The sequence below is a fragment of the Hymenobacter qilianensis genome (genome assembly GCF_014638675.1).
Classification (GTDB): Bacteria; Bacteroidota; Bacteroidia; order Cytophagales; family Hymenobacteraceae; genus Hymenobacter; species Hymenobacter qilianensis.
The window spans coordinates 1,308,366-1,322,790 of record NZ_BMFN01000001.1 but is presented as its reverse complement, the minus strand read 5'-3'; the positions used below and the strand labels follow the sequence as shown (position 1 = coordinate 1,322,790).

General features: G+C 56.0%; 17 protein-coding genes. 9 read left to right on the top strand and 8 right to left on the bottom strand.

Features of this window, described 5'->3' with window-relative positions; all coding sequences use genetic code 11:
• Window positions 1-74 precede the first annotated feature (74 nt).
• Window positions 75-1,487: a hypothetical protein gene (locus tag IEW06_RS05665; RefSeq protein ID WP_188547659.1), complete on the top strand. Its 1,413-nt coding sequence runs from the start codon at window positions 75-77 to the stop codon at window positions 1,485-1,487.
• Between the two features lie 79 nt (window positions 1,488-1,566).
• On the opposite strand, the gene rpiB is transcribed toward IEW06_RS05665, so the two are convergent.
• The 3 genes from rpiB to glyA form a co-directional block, all read right to left on the bottom strand.
• Window positions 1,567-1,995 carry a ribose 5-phosphate isomerase B gene (gene rpiB / locus IEW06_RS05660; protein WP_188547656.1) on the bottom strand — a complete coding sequence of 143 codons (429 nt, stop codon included), beginning with the start codon at window positions 1,993-1,995 and terminating at the stop codon, window positions 1,567-1,569.
• A gap of 49 nt (window positions 1,996-2,044) precedes the next feature.
• Window positions 2,045-2,935 (bottom strand): twin-arginine translocase subunit TatC, encoded by an 891-nt coding sequence (gene tatC, locus IEW06_RS05655; RefSeq protein ID WP_187733522.1) that lies wholly within the window; start codon window positions 2,933-2,935, stop codon window positions 2,045-2,047.
• Between the two features lie 152 nt (window positions 2,936-3,087).
• Window positions 3,088-4,380 carry a serine hydroxymethyltransferase gene (glyA, locus tag IEW06_RS05650; protein ID WP_188547654.1) on the bottom strand — a complete coding sequence of 431 codons (1,293 nt, stop codon included), beginning with the start codon at window positions 4,378-4,380 and terminating at the stop codon, window positions 3,088-3,090.
• 153 nt (window positions 4,381-4,533) lie between these two features.
• Between glyA and IEW06_RS05645 the strand changes: the two genes are divergently transcribed.
• Complete coding sequence (locus tag IEW06_RS05645; RefSeq protein ID WP_188547652.1) at window positions 4,534-5,073, top strand: hypothetical protein; 540 nt, start codon at window positions 4,534-4,536, stop codon at window positions 5,071-5,073.
• Between the two features lie 103 nt (window positions 5,074-5,176).
• Window positions 5,177-5,977, top strand: a complete 801-nt coding sequence (locus IEW06_RS05640; protein WP_187733524.1) for a tetratricopeptide repeat protein — start codon at window positions 5,177-5,179, stop codon at window positions 5,975-5,977.
• A gap of 68 nt (window positions 5,978-6,045) precedes the next feature.
• On the opposite strand, the gene IEW06_RS05635 is transcribed toward IEW06_RS05640, so the two are convergent.
• The 3 genes from IEW06_RS05635 to IEW06_RS05625 form a co-directional block, all read right to left on the bottom strand.
• On the bottom strand, window positions 6,046-6,744 hold the full coding sequence (locus IEW06_RS05635; RefSeq protein ID WP_187733525.1) for a metallophosphoesterase family protein: 699 nt from the start codon (window positions 6,742-6,744) through the stop codon (window positions 6,046-6,048).
• 181 nt (window positions 6,745-6,925) lie between these two features.
• On the bottom strand, window positions 6,926-7,162 hold the full coding sequence (locus IEW06_RS05630; RefSeq protein WP_187733526.1) for a hypothetical protein: 237 nt from the start codon (window positions 7,160-7,162) through the stop codon (window positions 6,926-6,928).
• Window positions 7,163-7,205: 43 nt separating this feature from the next.
• On the bottom strand, window positions 7,206-7,742 hold the full coding sequence (locus IEW06_RS05625) for a hypothetical protein (protein ID WP_187733527.1): 537 nt from the start codon (window positions 7,740-7,742) through the stop codon (window positions 7,206-7,208).
• A gap of 142 nt (window positions 7,743-7,884) precedes the next feature.
• On the opposite strand from IEW06_RS05625, the gene IEW06_RS05620 reads away from it, so the two are divergent.
• The 6 genes from IEW06_RS05620 (at window position 7,885) to IEW06_RS05595 (ending at window position 12,213) form a co-directional block, all read left to right on the top strand.
• Window positions 7,885-8,148 (top strand): 4a-hydroxytetrahydrobiopterin dehydratase, encoded by a 264-nt coding sequence (locus IEW06_RS05620; RefSeq protein ID WP_262891916.1) that lies wholly within the window; start codon window positions 7,885-7,887, stop codon window positions 8,146-8,148.
• 68 nt (window positions 8,149-8,216) lie between these two features.
• Window positions 8,217-8,915, top strand: a complete 699-nt coding sequence (gene rsmI, locus IEW06_RS05615; protein ID WP_187733529.1) for a 16S rRNA (cytidine(1402)-2'-O)-methyltransferase — start codon at window positions 8,217-8,219, stop codon at window positions 8,913-8,915.
• Entirely contained in the window at window positions 8,854-10,590 is a 1,737-nt protein-coding gene (lnt, locus tag IEW06_RS05610) for an apolipoprotein N-acyltransferase (RefSeq protein ID WP_229743050.1), read from the top strand. Before rsmI ends, lnt begins: the two co-directional genes overlap by 62 nt.
• 118 nt (window positions 10,591-10,708) lie before the next feature.
• Window positions 10,709-11,503, top strand: coding sequence for an inositol monophosphatase family protein (locus IEW06_RS05605; protein ID WP_187733531.1), 795 nt, complete (start codon window positions 10,709-10,711; stop codon window positions 11,501-11,503).
• Between the two features lie 50 nt (window positions 11,504-11,553).
• Window positions 11,554-11,757, top strand: coding sequence for a FeoB-associated Cys-rich membrane protein (locus tag IEW06_RS05600; protein WP_187733532.1), 204 nt, complete (start codon window positions 11,554-11,556; stop codon window positions 11,755-11,757).
• A gap of 117 nt (window positions 11,758-11,874) precedes the next feature.
• Window positions 11,875-12,213 carry a hypothetical protein gene (locus IEW06_RS05595; RefSeq protein WP_187733533.1) on the top strand — a complete coding sequence of 113 codons (339 nt, stop codon included), beginning with the start codon at window positions 11,875-11,877 and terminating at the stop codon, window positions 12,211-12,213.
• An 80-nt stretch (window positions 12,214-12,293) separates the two neighbouring features.
• On the opposite strand, the gene IEW06_RS05590 is transcribed toward IEW06_RS05595, so the two are convergent.
• Together IEW06_RS05590 and IEW06_RS05585 are read right to left on the bottom strand one after the other, a co-directional pair.
• A complete protein-coding gene (locus IEW06_RS05590) occupies window positions 12,294-13,199 on the bottom strand; it encodes a mechanosensitive ion channel family protein (protein ID WP_229743049.1) in 906 nt (301 codons plus the stop codon).
• Window positions 13,200-13,393: 194 nt separating this feature from the next.
• Window positions 13,394-14,416: an SPASM domain-containing protein gene (locus IEW06_RS05585; protein ID WP_187734204.1), complete on the bottom strand. Its 1,023-nt coding sequence runs from the start codon at window positions 14,414-14,416 to the stop codon at window positions 13,394-13,396.
• Window positions 14,417-14,425: the final 9 nt, after the last annotated feature.

Below are 14,425 nucleotides of genomic sequence, written 5' to 3'. Positions count from 1 at the left end.
AGCCAAAACAGATTGAGTATTCTGATCGTCGCTTTTGGCTGCCTTTTAACTAAACTTTTTGCCCACGCTTCGCCTTGCTGCGTTTTTTTAAAAGTCCGCTTTCTACCCGACTGATCACGCTGCTGGTGCTGGTGCTGGCCGTTCGGCTGCCGTTGCTCTGGCTGGGCGTGCCGCTTACGGCCGCCGAGCTGCGGGCTTTGCTGATTGGGGAGCGCATGCACGCGGGCGCCCTGCTCTACCACGACCTCTACGACAGCACCGCGCCTCTGTCAGCCGTCGTTTTCGCTGCCCTCGATTTAATTGCCAGTCGGCCGCTGTGGCTGTACCGAATTCTGGCGTTGGCGCTCCTTCTATTTCAGGCGTTGCGGCTTAACCTGGTGCTCAACCGCGCCGATGTGCATCCGGAGCGGGGCTATGTAGCGGCCCTGACTTATCTGCTCGTAGCCAGCGTTACGGCCGAGCTTGATACGCTTTCGCCGCTGCTGCTGGGCCACACCTTTATTGTGACGGCGCTGAGTGCTTTGCTGCCCACCACCCGCGAGGGCTACGACAATCGCCGACTGTTTCGGGCCGGATTTCTGACCGGGCTGGCGGCGCTGTGCTATTTGCCGCTGGCGCTGTTTCTGCTGGTTGGCCTGTTCGCCGTTATCATCTTCGCTGCCAATTCCTTCCGAAGCTTTTTGCTGTTGCTGTGCGGGTTTTTCTTTCCGTATGTTGTCGTCGCCACCTTTTTCCTTTACACCGAAAGCCTTCCCGGCTTCGTGCAGTTTCATCTGCGGCCTACGCTGCAGGGTTTGGTAGCCGGCACCGATGGGCTACCCCTGTGGGTGCAGTTGCGGCTGCTGATTCTGCCCGGCGCTATTCTGCTGCTCGCGCTGGGGCGGGCCTTCACCACGTCGCTGGGGCTGGTATTTCAGGTAAAATTCCGGCAGCTGATGCTGGTTTGGCTGCTGGCCTCGGGGCTGATGATGGCCATTGGCGGTGGGGTAGCTCCCGGCACGCTGGTACTGGCTTTGCCGCCGCTCACCTATTTCGGGTTATTTCTGTGGCAAAAAGCCCCCCGCCCCTGGGTGCCCGATGTGCTGCTGCTGGTCGTGCTGGGGGGCATTTTAGTAATCCGCTACCGGGCCGTACTGGAGCTGGAGCAGCTGGTTCAGATTCCGGCTGAAAGCACCTATGCCATGCGGCCGCACCCGGCATACACGGCCGTGCAGGGGCAGCGCCTCCTGGTGCTTGGCCCCGACCGGCGCCCGTATGTGCAAAACAGCCTCGCCTCGCCCTACCTCGACTGGCGCTTAGCACAGGCTGATTTCGGCCACCTCAACGAATATGCCGCCATCTTCCGCTTGTCGCAGAATTTTGCCCCCCAGCCACCAACATACCTTATCGATGAGGTTGGCCTGCTGCCGGAGCTACGCTACAAGCTGCCCGCCATCTTTGGCCGCTACCAGCCCACTAGCACGCCGCGCGTGTACCGGCTGAGATAAATTTAATGGTTGAAGGTTAAATGGCTGGTCGCTCCCGCATCTCGTTGAACGACCAGCCATTTAACCTCCACCCATTTAATCAACAATCAATCTTATTGACGCGCGTTTGGTGACGCCCACCTTCAAATTCAGTGCTGAGAAACTTCTCCGCGATTTCGCGGGCCGCCTCTTCACTTACAAAGCGGGCCGGCACGCACAGAATATTAGCGTCGTTGTGTTGGCGGGCCAAGGAGGCTAGCTCGGGCTCCCAGGCAATAGCCGCGCGGATGCCGCGGTGCTTGTTGGCGGTAATGCACACGCCATTGGCGCTGCCGCAAACCAGAATTCCCTGCTTAAACTCATCAGCCGTGATGGCCGAGGCCAGCGGGTGCACAAAGTCCGGGTAGTCGACGGAATTGGGGGAGTGCGTACCGAAGTCCTGAACTTCGTGGCCGGCTTCGCGCAACCACTTGGCCAGCATCTGCTTGTACTCAAATCCGGCGTGGTCGGAGCCAATGGCAATTTTCATCGTGGTGCAGTACTACGTTTTTTTTGAATGATAGAGCCCGGCAGCCAGCTTAGCTCTGGCCGTTATTAGCCACCAGATCCGCGTTGAGCTTTTGCAGACTATTTCGCCGTACGATGCGAGCAATATTGATACTCACCTCGTACAGCAGCAGAATCGGGATGGTAACGATGAGCTGAGACGATACATCTGGAGGCGTAATGATGGCCGCCACCACGAGGATAACCACAATAGCATGCTTGCGGTAGAGGCGCATGACCTCAGGCGTAATCAGACCAGCTTTAGCCAGAAAAAACACGATCATCGGCAGCTCAAATACAAAGGCGCAGGACAGCGACATGGTGGTAAGCGTGCTCAAATAGCTTTGCAGGTCAATCTGGTTTTCAATGCTGGGATCAAGCTGATAAGAAGCCAAGAAGTTGATACTCAAAGGCGCAGCAATGTAATAGCCAAACAGCAAGCCCAGAATGAACAGAATTGAAACGAAGAATACCGCGCCCCGCGAGTTCGCCTGCTCGTGCGGATATAAGCCCGGCTTCACAAAGCGCCACAGCTCCCAGAAGGTGTAAGGAAAACCCATGGCCAGCCCCACGATAAACGAGCTGCTGATGTGCATCGTCAGCTGCCCGCTCATCTGCCGGTTCTGAATATCAAACTTAATCGGGTCCACGCACAGGTCGGGGGCGTTTAGGAGCTTTCCGAACTCACAAAACATGCGGTACGTCCAGAAATCGGGGCGCGACGGGCCCAGAATCAGGTCGTGAAAGAGAAAGTCTTTCGCTAAAAAAGCCCCCAGCGTAAACACTAAGACCGCAATGGCGGCCCGAATGATATGCCAGCGCAAGGCCTCCAGATGATCGATAAAAGACATCTCCTGGGGCTCGCCCGGCCGGTTTTCGGCTTGGATGCTGGTTTGATCCACTGATACTTGGGTTAATAACATGAAGTAGGTAGCACCTCTGTAGTTAAGTGCCTGCGCCAGACGTACGAAGTTTTTGGCTGCCTAGGTCGCAGCCAGCCAAAAACGATGGTTGTGGGGGGCTTTTTTTAAGTCTTTCCCCACGCCCGGTTAGCGCGTTCGCGCTGATTTTTTGCCTAGGCAAACAGCGGAAAGGCCTGCATCCACTCGTTTACCTGCCCGCGCACCCGGCTAAGGTGGGCTTCGTCGGCGTGGTGCATGAGCACATCGTCAATCAGCTCTACAATGCGCGTCATGTCTGTCTCAACGAGGCCACGCGTGGTGACGGCCGCCGAGCCAATGCGCATTCCCGAGGTCACGAAGGGCGACTTATCATCGAAGGGCACCATGTTTTTATTGATGGTAATATCAGCTTTGATAAGGGTGTTCTCGGCCAGCTTGCCGGTAAGGCCTTTGCTGCGCAAGTCAATTAGCATCAAATGGTTGTCTGTTCCACCTGAGATAATCTGGTAGCCGCGCTCCGTGAAGGCTGTAGCCAGAGCGTTAGCGTTGCGGATAACCTGGCGCGTGTAGTCGGCATACGTCTCAGTGAGGGCTTCACCGAAGGCAACGGCCTTAGCGCCAATCACATGCTCCAAGGGGCCACCTTGCGTGCCAGGGAATACGCCCGAGTCGAGCAGCGCCGACATCATGCGGAGCTCGCCCTTGGGCGTTTTCAGGCCGAAAGGATTCTCGAAGTCTTTGCCCAGCAAAATAAGCCCCCCACGCGGTCCGCGCAGCGTTTTGTGGGTGGTGGTAGTTACGATGTGGCAATGCTCAAACGGATTATTTAGCAAGCCTTTAGCTATCAGGCCGCTAGGGTGCGAAATATCGGCCAGCAAGAGCGCGCCTACTTCGTCGGCGGCTTCGCGCAGAGCTTTGTAGTCCCAGTCGCGGGAGTAGGCCGAGGCGCCGCAGATTATAAGCTTTGGCTGCTCGCGGCGGGCCGTTTCCTTCACCTTCTCCCAATCGATGAGGCCAGTTTCGGGCTCCACGCCATAAAAAGAAGGCTTATACAGCTTGCCCGAGAAATTGACGGGCGAGCCGTGCGTTAAATGCCCCCCATGACTTAGGTCGAAGCCCAGAATTTTGTCGCCGGGATTCAGGATTGACAGCATGACAGCAGCGTTGGCCTGGGCACCGGAGTGAGGCTGCACATTCACCCACTCTACGCCAAACAGCTCCTTTGCGCGGTCGATGGCGAGCTGTTCTACCTGGTCTACAATTTCGCAGCCGCCATAATAGCGCTTGCCGGGCAAACCTTCGGCATATTTATTGGTGAGGATAGACCCTTGCGCCCGCATCACCTGCTCCGACACATAATTTTCGGAAGCAATGAGTTCAAGACCGTGGGTTTGGCGCTCTTTTTCCTTACGAATAAGGTCGAACAGCACGGTATCGGGGGCGAGAGTAGTTGTGGTCGTTTCCATAGCCTCAAAGGTAGGGGTGAATCATTTAGCAATAAATACACAGCTCGTGGCAATGTTCAGCAGCAGGTACCAGCAATTTAGTAATAAGCTGCCGGCAAACTCGGGAGACCTCTTCCGCATGTCGATTGTTCCTCGTTACTTGCCATACGCTACGTGAGCATTTCTATGGTATCGCCCCTCGCCGAACTTCTGGCCCAGCTTCGTGTGGGCAACCAGAAATCCTTGATTACTTTCTACGAGCAGAACCGCGACCATTTTGCGCGTTGGGCGAAGTGGCACTATAAGCAGGACCCAGCCACCGCTCACGCCACGCTGCGGGCCGTATTGCTGGAGTTTTATGACCGCGCTACCGACGGTCGTCTGACAAAAATGCCCCCCGACCTGCGCGCTTTTATTTATGACATGGCCCGGGAGCGCCTCGATGATGCCACCGCTCAGCGTTTGCCCCAAGCCGAAGCCAACCGGCGTCAGCACCTGCTGCGGGCATTTCATGCGTTGGGAGCCGATTGTCGGCAAGTACTTTCTTATTTTTATTTTCGGGGCTATAATTTTGAGAAAGTAGCAGGCAAAATGGGTTATCCCAATGCTGTAGTGGCTCGTATTCAGAAATCTACTTACCTGCGTAAGCTGTATGAAGTAGCGTTACAAACCCCCGACGCTGACGGCCATACGCTACCCTCTACCGATATCTAACCGGATGCTGGCCCCTTTCTTGTTTAGCTAGTGGCTACTACGTCTCATTCCTCATGCTTCTCTAGCTTTCCGCGCTGCCTTGGTTCAAAGTTCCACCTCTTCTATGACGTCGTCCTTCGACTTACGCCCGTATTTGGAAGATATGGAGCGCTTCGCTGACGGTCAGCTTTCGGCGGCCGAGCAGGAGGCCTTTGAGGAGCGTATGCTTGAAGACCCGGAGCTGCTGAAGGCGCACCAGGCCTACGAGCAGCTGACAGCCGATCTGCGCTGGGCTGCCGGGCATGAGATATTGCAGGAACAGCTTCAGGCCCTGGACCAAAGCCTGGACCAGCGCCAGCAAGCCCTGACCCGCGTGCAGCGCAGTCCGGCCAATACCCGCCGCCGTACTCGTCGGCGCTGGCTGCTGGCCATCATGGGCATTATTCTGGTAAGCATCGGAGCCTGGCTGATGCTGCGCCCCAGCGAGGATGACGCACCCGCTGCCTGGAGCCGCTATTATCAGCCGGATCTGGGTTTGTCGGAAGACGACCCGAGCATCAGCCGCCGGCCTTTGCTGGCCGAGGCCATGCACCAGTATCAGGCAGGCCGCTACCCCGACGCGCTCCGTATTTTACAGCGCCTCTCCCCCGACCAAGTGGGCCAGGATACGCTGCTCTATTACAATGGCATTTTTCTGCTTCAGCAAGACCGGCCAACAGCCGCGCGCTCTTACCTGCGCCGGGTAAGTCAGCAGTCAAGCTCTCCGCTGGCGGGTAAGGCCCTTTATCACCTGGGAATGGTGCATTGGCATAGTAGACACCCGGTAGAGGCCCGCGCTATTCTAAGGCAGGTAGCCGACGACCCCAAAAATCCATATCGGGAAGACGCCCAGCTCGTGCTGCACGACAACGTACTTCAAGACTAATTTAAAAAAGTCCCCCAGTCAGGAAGCTGGGGGGCTTTTTTTGGCTGTGCATCAACCACCATACTGCCTCAGCGACGCGCTATTGCATAAGGCTCTTCCAGGTTGGGAATAAGCTGAAGTTGAAACGTGTCCAGATCCAGCACGGCTAAGTGAGCCAACTCCGGATTGTGGCGGTAAACGCAGCCTGTATCGAGGCCAATTGCTCCTTGACGAGCATCAACTCGCCGCTGCACTTCGGCCGTAGGCGTCGGAACGTGGCCATACAACAAGCGCCGCCCTTGCAGCCGCGACGCATCAAACACGAACTGCTTGGTATTAAGCATCGTGTTCCAATCTTGGCGCATCTGCTGGGGGGGCAAATGAAAGTCGAAGCCGGCGTGGACGAGCGTGAAGCCCGGAATATCTAGTTGGTAAGGCAGGGCATCGAGCCAGCGGAGGTAAGGCTCCGGAATATGAGCCGCCTCCGTCACTCCAAAGCTCTGGAGCGTCAACGCCCGGTCGTCGGCTGAGGCCCAGGTGGCGGCCGCTCTGCCGTGAGCAGCATCGAGCAACTCCTGATCATGGTTGCCGCGCAGACAATACACCTGAAAGCCAGTCGCTTGCAGCTGCATCAGGTAATCAAGCACGCCACGACTGTCAGGACCTTTATTAACATAATCGCCCAGCACATACAGCTCATCCGTGGCGCGCAGCAGCAACTTTGTTTCTACCGCGTGGCGGAAGGTGCGTAGGCAGCCGTGCAAATCGGTGGTAACGTAGCGAGCCATTAGCGTTTAGAGTATTAGTTAATATTATTGTCGTCTGGCCAAAGCCCGCAAAAATTTCGTGCATTTTAAATCTCTAGGGGCTTTTCTGGGCAGGCCAACCAGCATCTGGTAAATCAAAAAGCACTCCCTCCAACGGAAGAAGTGCTTTTTGAACAAGGTTCTGCAACTGCTTAATTATCAATTAGCTATACGCTGGCTTATCCAGATCTGGCTTATCGTAGTTGCGGTTGGGGTTGTTGGTCATGTGAGGCGGGATATCGGCCTCGCCGTCATTGGTGTATTCATCGGCCAGGCGCTGCGTCAACTCGTCTTCGTTGATCGGCGTACTGTTCGGGTCGCCTTTGGCTTTGCCGCCGGTGGCCGGGTTGCCTTTGTTTTCCTTGGACTGCTGGTTGGTGTTATTACTTTTGTAAGGCATGATTTCAACAGGTTAAAGTGGTGAAATACTGGAACTTCAAGCGTTATTCACCCCGCAAAATACCAGATTCCTGGGCATTGGGGTCATTCAGGTCAGCGTTGGTTTCGGGGGTAGCGCGGCCTGCCGGGCTGTCTTGCACTGTCGACACGTCGTGGTCGTCTTTGGTCAGGGTATTACGAATGCCATCTACGTCGCTCTCACCGGCGCCGTGTAGGGTGCGTTGGGCTTTTGTAGCGTTGGCTTCCGAAGCAGAAGGTGGCCGCCGAACCGTATCAGCACTAGGGAGGTCGAAGTCGGGCATATCCTGGTCGGCTTGCTCATCAGCACCTTCGCCTACTGTCAAGATATTATCGGCGGGATGGCCTACTTTATCTGCATCTTCGTTCACGGAAATAGAAGTATTGCCGCTGCCGCTATCCGTGCCAAAGCCTTCTTTGCCATCACGATTGCCAAACCCGCCACGGGCAGCTTCGTTTTTGGGTGGATCAGCGTCGGGAATGATATGTCCGGCCGCTAATTCCTGATCAGTAGTGTCGTCGTTGATGACGCGGACGGGACGATTATTAGGATCAATAGCCATAGAAAGCGTCGTTTAGAGTCGTGGGTGGATTACCTTGAAGTGTACTCTGGTTTGCGAAATTTGGTTTAAGTTGAACAGAAAGAGCGTGGCTTACCGCAAGTAAAAAGCGTTCGTGCCGAGCGCTTTATTGTCAAATTCCTCAATCAAAAAGCCCCCCATGTGGACCGAACACGATAACGCCCTCACCCGCAGCTTCCGCTTCCCCGATTTCAAAACTGCTTTTGCTTTCATGACGGCCGTGGCCGCCGAAGCAGAGCGCCAGAATCATCATCCGTGGTGGTCGAATGTGTACGATACCGTTGAGTTTCGCCTCAACACCCACGATGCGGGCAACACCATCACCAAACGCGACCACCGCCTGGCCGAAGCCATCGACCGGCTGGCCGCTGAGCACGGCGCACGCTGATCAGGGGCTGGTTGCATTTACGCTTTTCTATTTAGCACATCCCCGCATCAGCCTACCTTTGCGCCACTATGCCCGACGAAGCCCATACGACCACTGTTCTATACCTCGTGCCCACTCCCATCGGCAACCTGGAGGATATCACTCTTCGGGCCATCCGTATTCTGGGTGAGGTGGATACGGTGCTGGCCGAAGACACCCGCAACAGCGGCCGCCTGATGCAGCATTTGGGCTTGAAAAAGCCCCTGCTCAGCTATCATCTGCACAATGAGCACCAAACCGTAGCCCGCCTGATTGAGCGCCTGGAAAAAGGCGAACGGATGGCGCTGGTGTCGGATGCGGGTACGCCCGGCATTTCCGATCCCGGCTTTCTGCTGGTGCGCGAGTGCCTGAGCCGGGGTTTAAAAGTAGAGTGTCTGCCGGGTGCTACGGCTTTTGTGCCGGCATTGCTTAAGTCGGGTTTCGGGGCCGAACGATTTGTGTTTGAAGGGTTTTTGCCCGTGAAAAAAGGCCGCCAGACCCGCCTGCGGGAACTGGCCACCGAAACCCGCACGTTGATATTTTACGAATCGCCGCACCGAATTGTAAAGACGTTGGAGCAGCTGGCTGAGGTATTCGGACCAGAGCGGCAAGCATCGGTGAGCCGGGAATTAACCAAGTTATTTGAGGAAACCGTAAACGGCACGCTGCCCGCGCTGGCAGCCAACTTTGCGGGCCGTTCATCCATTAAAGGAGAAATCGTTGTTGTCGTTCAAGGAAGTAAAGACTAGCCCAGCCGTTGCCACGGCTCCGCGCCCCCGGGCAGGATGGGCCTATTGGCAACCTTCGCTGTTGGCGCTGCTCAGCGCTGTGCTTTTGTGGGCGGGCTGGCCCGTTCACCCCGCAGCCATGGCCCTGCTGCTGCTCGTAGGTTGGGTGCCGTATCTGCGGATGGAGCAGCTGCTTACGCGGCGCGGGGCCAGCGGCTGGAAGGTGTTTCGCTATACCTATCTGACTTTGGTACTCTGGAATGCCTTTACCACATGGTGGGTGAGCTACAGCACTTTAGGCGGCGGAATCGCGGCCGTCGTGCTGAACGCTTTGCTGATGTGTTTGCCCACCATGGCGTTTTATCACACCAAGAAGCTGGCTGGTCCTACGCTGGGCTACATTTCACTGCCCATTTACTGGATTGCCTTTGAGCAGCTGCATCTGCACTGGGATCTCACCTGGCCCTGGCTCACCCTTGGCAACGGCTTTGCGCAAGCCAATAGTTGGGTGCAATGGTATGAATACACTGGCTTTTTGGGCGGCTCCGTCTGGATTTGGGTGGTAAATATTCTGGCGTTTCTGTCCTTGCAAAAATACGCGGCGGCTAGTAGGCCCGGTGCCCCTGAGCTGAGCCGCGTACAGGTGCAGCGCCTGATCCTGATTCCTTTGCTGGCTGCTTTGCTGCCCATCGGGCTTTCCAAGCTTATCGGCTACAACTACCAGGAAAAAGGCCCCCCAGTCGAGGTATTAGCTATTCAGCCAAACATCGACCCCTACCAGGAGAAGTTTCAAGGGGCGGAAAACTTCATTCCTATCGAGGCACAGGTTACCCGGCTGATTAACCTCACCACTGAAAACCTGACGCCCAAAACGCGCCTTGTACTCTGGCCCGAAACCTCGCTGGATCAGGCGCAGTGGGAAAATCAGTTTGATGCTAACCCAAATACCCAGCGCGTACGGGCCATGCTGGCTCAGCATCCGAATCTGGAGCTTATCACGGGTATTACCAGTCTGGTAGCGTATCCGAGCAAGGAAACGGCCTCTGTCACGGCCCGCTTCCGCGACGATACGGGCTTCTACGATGTGTTCAATACGGCCGCTTTTCTGCCAAATGCCAGCACGCCAGCTAATTTTTACCATAAATCACGCTTGGTGCCGGGCGTGGAAAAAGTACCGCCTTTGCTTACGAAACTCATTGCCAACATCGACTTAGGCGGCACGGTGGGCAGCTACGGCAGTCAGGAGGAGCGCACGGTATTCCGCTCCCCTACCGACTCCGCGCTGTGGGTGGGCCCGCTCATTTGCTATGAGTCGGTGTATGGCGACTTTGTGGCCGAGTACGTGAAGAATGGAGCTACGCTGCTAGGCATCATCACGAATGACGGTTGGTGGAGCGACTCGCCCGGCCACGAGCAGCACCTGCAATACGCCACTCTGCGTGCCATCGAGGCCCGGCGTGCTATTGCGCGGTCGGCCAATACGGGCATTTCGGCGTTCATCAATCAGAAGGGCGAAATCACGACCCAGACCGATTGGTGGGTACCTGCGGCCAGCCGTGCCACGGTGCAACTCAACTCAGAGCTGACCTTTTACGTGCGCCACGGCGATCTTATTGGGCCGACTATGCAAGTGCTGGCAGGATTACTGCTGGGTTTTACGCTCGTGCGCCGGTTTACGGGGCCCAAAACGATCTAACAAACCACATGTCATGCAGCGCAGCGCGAAGCATCTCGCGTGTTTATTTGGGTTGCTAACCTCACATCAGCACGCGAGATGCTTCGGCTCCACCTCTGCATGACAATTATGTTTTTCTATGGATTTCAACGCATTAAGCCTGCAGGTAGCGGATATAGCGCGCCGGGCCGGGCAGTTTATTCGGCAGGAAGCCGCCAGCTTCGACCTGGCGACCGTGGAGCATAAAGGCTTGCACGACATGGTTTCGTACGTCGATCAGCAAAGCGAAAAGCAGCTGGTAGATGAGCTGCACGCGCTGCTGCCCGAGGCTGGTTTTATCACGGAAGAAGGCACCGCCGCCAAGGCCAGAACCGAAGAGTACAACTGGATCATCGACCCGCTCGATGGCACTACCAACTTTATCCACGGGCAGCCCGCGTATTGCGTAAGTGTGGCGCTGATGCACCGCGACGAGCTGGTGGTGGGCGTAGTGTATGAAATCAATCAGGATGAGTGCTTCCGGGCGGCGCTGGGCAGTGGCGCTTTTTGTAATGAGAAGCCCATACATGTATCGGCCGCGGCCAATTTGCATGAGTCGCTGTTGGCCACGGGCTTTCCTTACTACAAGTTCGACAAGCTGGATGCCTACCTCAAAATTATGGGCGCCTTTATGCAGTCGACGCACGGTATCCGCCGCGTAGGCTCGGCGGCGCTGGACCTGGCGTATGTAGCAGCAGGCCGCTTCGACGGCTATTTTGAGTTCAACATCAACTCCTACGATGTAGCGGCTGGGGTGCTGCTGGTGCGCGAGGCCGGTGGCCACGTCACGCAGTTTCTCACCAATGGCGACCCTATTTTTGGTCGGGAAGTGTTAGCTACCAACGGCCAGATACACCGGCAGATGCAGCAGACCATTGGCGATTACTGGAAGTAGCCGGGCCGAAAGCCAAACTTTTTTCCGGATTGCGTAGTTTTGTGAGCGTTATGCTGTTCCAATATTTCCTCATCGGCGTTTTGTTTCTGGCAGCCACTATTTATGTGGGCCGGATATTCTGGGGGGCTTTTTTCTCCCCAAGCACTACGGGCTGCGCCAAGGGCTGCGGCGGCGCCTGCGGCACCATTGATGTCGACCGGCTGCAACGCACTATTGAGGCGGCGCAGAAAACCAGCCCGGCTTCAAGTAAATAACTTTCACTATTACCGATTCAGACAACCTCGCCCCGTGCCGACTGCGTATAGTTGGCACGGGGTTCTTTTTTGTTCCCTACTCTGCCACACCGTTCCACTCCCAAACGCCCCCTGATCATGCAAGATAAAGAAGAAGAACGCTCCCTGATTATGGTAGAGCAAAAGCTGGCCAAAGATGGCTTTACCGAAGATTTTCGGGTTTCTGACGGCCGTCTGCGCCCCTTTAGCTCCGAAACCATCAGCTACGGCCCCGCGGATGTGACCATCGTGGATTTTTACCGCTTCGAGGGTGAGAGCGACCCTGATGACATGTCTATTCTCTACGCCTTAGAGTGCTCCGATGGTACGCGTGGCACGATTTCTTCGGCCTTTGGTCCAGCCGGCGACTCTGATAGCATGGAGTTTCTGAAGCAGGTAGAAGACTTAGGCAAAAACCTCAGGAAGGACCACAAATAAGAACTAATAAGAATCAAAAAAGCCCCCCAGCAACGTGCTGGGGGGCTTTTTTAGATTAAGGATTTCATTTACGCCGGTTATCAGCTCTTGTTGGTATCTACTTCTTCGTTTTGCAGGGCAACAGGCAAAACAGCTCCGCCAGGCACGTGAAGTGTCCGGATGGGGAAAGGAATGTTGATGCCGGCCTCGTCGAAGGCTTTTTTGATGCTCATAATGGCCGCGCTCTTGGCCCCTACGTAGTCAACTTGCCGCTTGTAGGGGATCCAGAAGCGGAGCTGAAACGTGATGGCGCTGTCGGCAAATTCCGTAAACATGACCTCCGGAGCCCGCTCGCGCACAAGGTGAGGCACCTGCTGCACAGCTTCTAACACCACTTCCCGCACCTGATCCAGGTCGGAATCGTAGGCCACGCCGCAGTCTAGATCGACGCGGCGCATGGTATTCACGGAGTAGTTAATAAGCGCATTCTCAAACACTTTGCGATTAGGCACCAGCACCATTTCGCCGGTGGGCTGGCGCAAATCCACGGTGCGCAGCCGGATGCGCTCAATCACGCCGAAGTAGTCGTTGGTCTTAATCATGTCGCCCACGTTGAAGGGGCGCTGAATGGCGATGATAATACCGCTGATGAAGTTGGCTGCAATATCCTGAAAGGCGAAGCCCAGGGCCAGACCGATGATACCCACACCAGCCAGCAGGGAAGTCACGGTCTTGTCCAAGTTGAGAACCGACAGCACGAAAAACAGCCCAAACAGCAACACCACAAAATACACCAGTGTCGCAATCAGGCTGTTAATGGTAACGCTGTGCGATACGCGCGGCAGAAACCGGGTTGCCAAGCGTTTTACTAGCCGCGCGGCAAATATGGTCACCGTCAGCAGCAAAACGGCAACCACCAAGTTAGGCAGCATCACCACAAACTGCTCGGCCCAGGCAACGAGCTTATCGGTGACGAGGTTAAGCGTGTTCGAAAAATCAGAAGTCAAGGCAAATACTGCTTGTAATACCATGGAAGGAAATGCAGAAATGCAACATACGAAAAGTCAACAGGGGCACTGCCCTGTACTAGTAACAACGCGCTCAGCGGGATAGGGGTTTTATCGGTGTCAAACGCACACTCATCCAGATCTGCTATTTCGGGTTCGCAGAAATCAGCTTTGTACGCAGCAGAAAAGCAGCTTTAGCCCCACACGCGGGTGCCTTCCGTGCAGTTGCGGCACATCTCAATCTGGTCGCGGCCTTTGAGCAGGGAAGCGCGAAACTGCCGGTACTTTGGCCCCTGCCACAAGCCACGAAAGGTTTGCTGAGATAAGTCGCCGAGGCGGTATTCGGCGTCTTTATCGAAGCAGCAGGGCACCACCAAGCCGTCCCAGGTAATCACGCAGGAGTGCCACATCTTCCAGCAATGGTTTAGCAGGCGGTTTTTGATGCTCCAGGTGCCATTCTGGTTGTTTTCGTAGCGCGAGTAGTAGTCGATGGTCGGGATAAGGGGCGAGCCGTTCTGATAATCGTAAATCTGGGCGGTTTTGAACCACACATCGTCTACGCCCATCTCCTTGGCCAGCTGCTTGGCATCTTCAATCTGGTGCTCGTTGGGCTGCACTACCAGAAACTGAAACACCACGCGCGGCGTGCTCGACTTCAACTCCTTGCGCCAGCGCAGCACATTGCGCGTCCCCTCCAGCACTTTGTCAATTTTGCCCCCCACACGGTATTGCTGGTAGGTTTGCTGCGTTGTGCCATCGAGCGAGATAATCAGCCGGTCCAGGCCCGACTCCACCGTGCGGCGCGCGTTCTGGTCGTTGAGGTAGTGAGCGTTGGTGCTGGTAGCGGTATAAATGCCCTTGTCGGCGGCATATTTGACCAGCTCCAGAAAATGCGGATGCAGGTAGGGCTCGCCCTGAAAATAGAAAATTAGATACCAGAGCCGCGCCGCTAACTCGTCAATCGTGCGCTTGAACAGCTCGTCGGGCAGCATGCCGGTGGGGCGGGTAAAGGAGCGCAGCCCGCTCGGGCACTCCGGACAGCGCAAATTGCAGCTGGTCGTCGGCTCAAACGACAGCGCCATGGGTAGCCCCCAGTGGCGCGCCTTGCCGGTGAGCTTGCTCAAGGCGTAGCTTCCCACTATCTGCGCGGTATTGAGCGCACGGCGCGGGGTGGTTTTGGAAAGCAGATTAAGCGCGTCGGTGAGCGTGGAGGCCATGGTGCGGGC

Bases quoted from the DNA above. Each gene is read 5' to 3' on its own strand.
- IEW06_RS05585 (WP_187734204.1), bottom strand. From the start codon at position 14,416: ATGGCCTCCACGCTCACCGACGCGCTTAATCTGCTTTCCAAAACCACC.
- rsmI (WP_187733529.1), top strand. From the start codon at position 8,217: ATGCCCGACGAAGCCCATACGACCACTGTTCTATACCTCGTGCCCACT.
- IEW06_RS05600 (WP_187733532.1), top strand. From the start codon at position 11,554: ATGCTGTTCCAATATTTCCTCATCGGCGTTTTGTTTCTGGCAGCCACT.
- IEW06_RS05595 (WP_187733533.1), top strand. From the start codon at position 11,875: ATGCAAGATAAAGAAGAAGAACGCTCCCTGATTATGGTAGAGCAAAAG.
- IEW06_RS05605 (WP_187733531.1), top strand. From the start codon at position 10,709: ATGGATTTCAACGCATTAAGCCTGCAGGTAGCGGATATAGCGCGCCGG.
- IEW06_RS05625 (WP_187733527.1), bottom strand. From the start codon at position 7,742: ATGGCTATTGATCCTAATAATCGTCCCGTCCGCGTCATCAACGACGAC.
- glyA (WP_188547654.1), bottom strand. From the start codon at position 4,380: ATGGAAACGACCACAACTACTCTCGCCCCCGATACCGTGCTGTTCGAC.
- IEW06_RS05635 (WP_187733525.1), bottom strand. From the start codon at position 6,744: ATGGCTCGCTACGTTACCACCGATTTGCACGGCTGCCTACGCACCTTC.
- tatC (WP_187733522.1), bottom strand. From the start codon at position 2,935: ATGTTATTAACCCAAGTATCAGTGGATCAAACCAGCATCCAAGCCGAA.
- rpiB (WP_188547656.1), bottom strand. From the start codon at position 1,995: ATGAAAATTGCCATTGGCTCCGACCACGCCGGATTTGAGTACAAGCAG.
- IEW06_RS05640 (WP_187733524.1), top strand. From the start codon at position 5,177: ATGACGTCGTCCTTCGACTTACGCCCGTATTTGGAAGATATGGAGCGC.
- IEW06_RS05630 (WP_187733526.1), bottom strand. From the start codon at position 7,162: ATGCCTTACAAAAGTAATAACACCAACCAGCAGTCCAAGGAAAACAAA.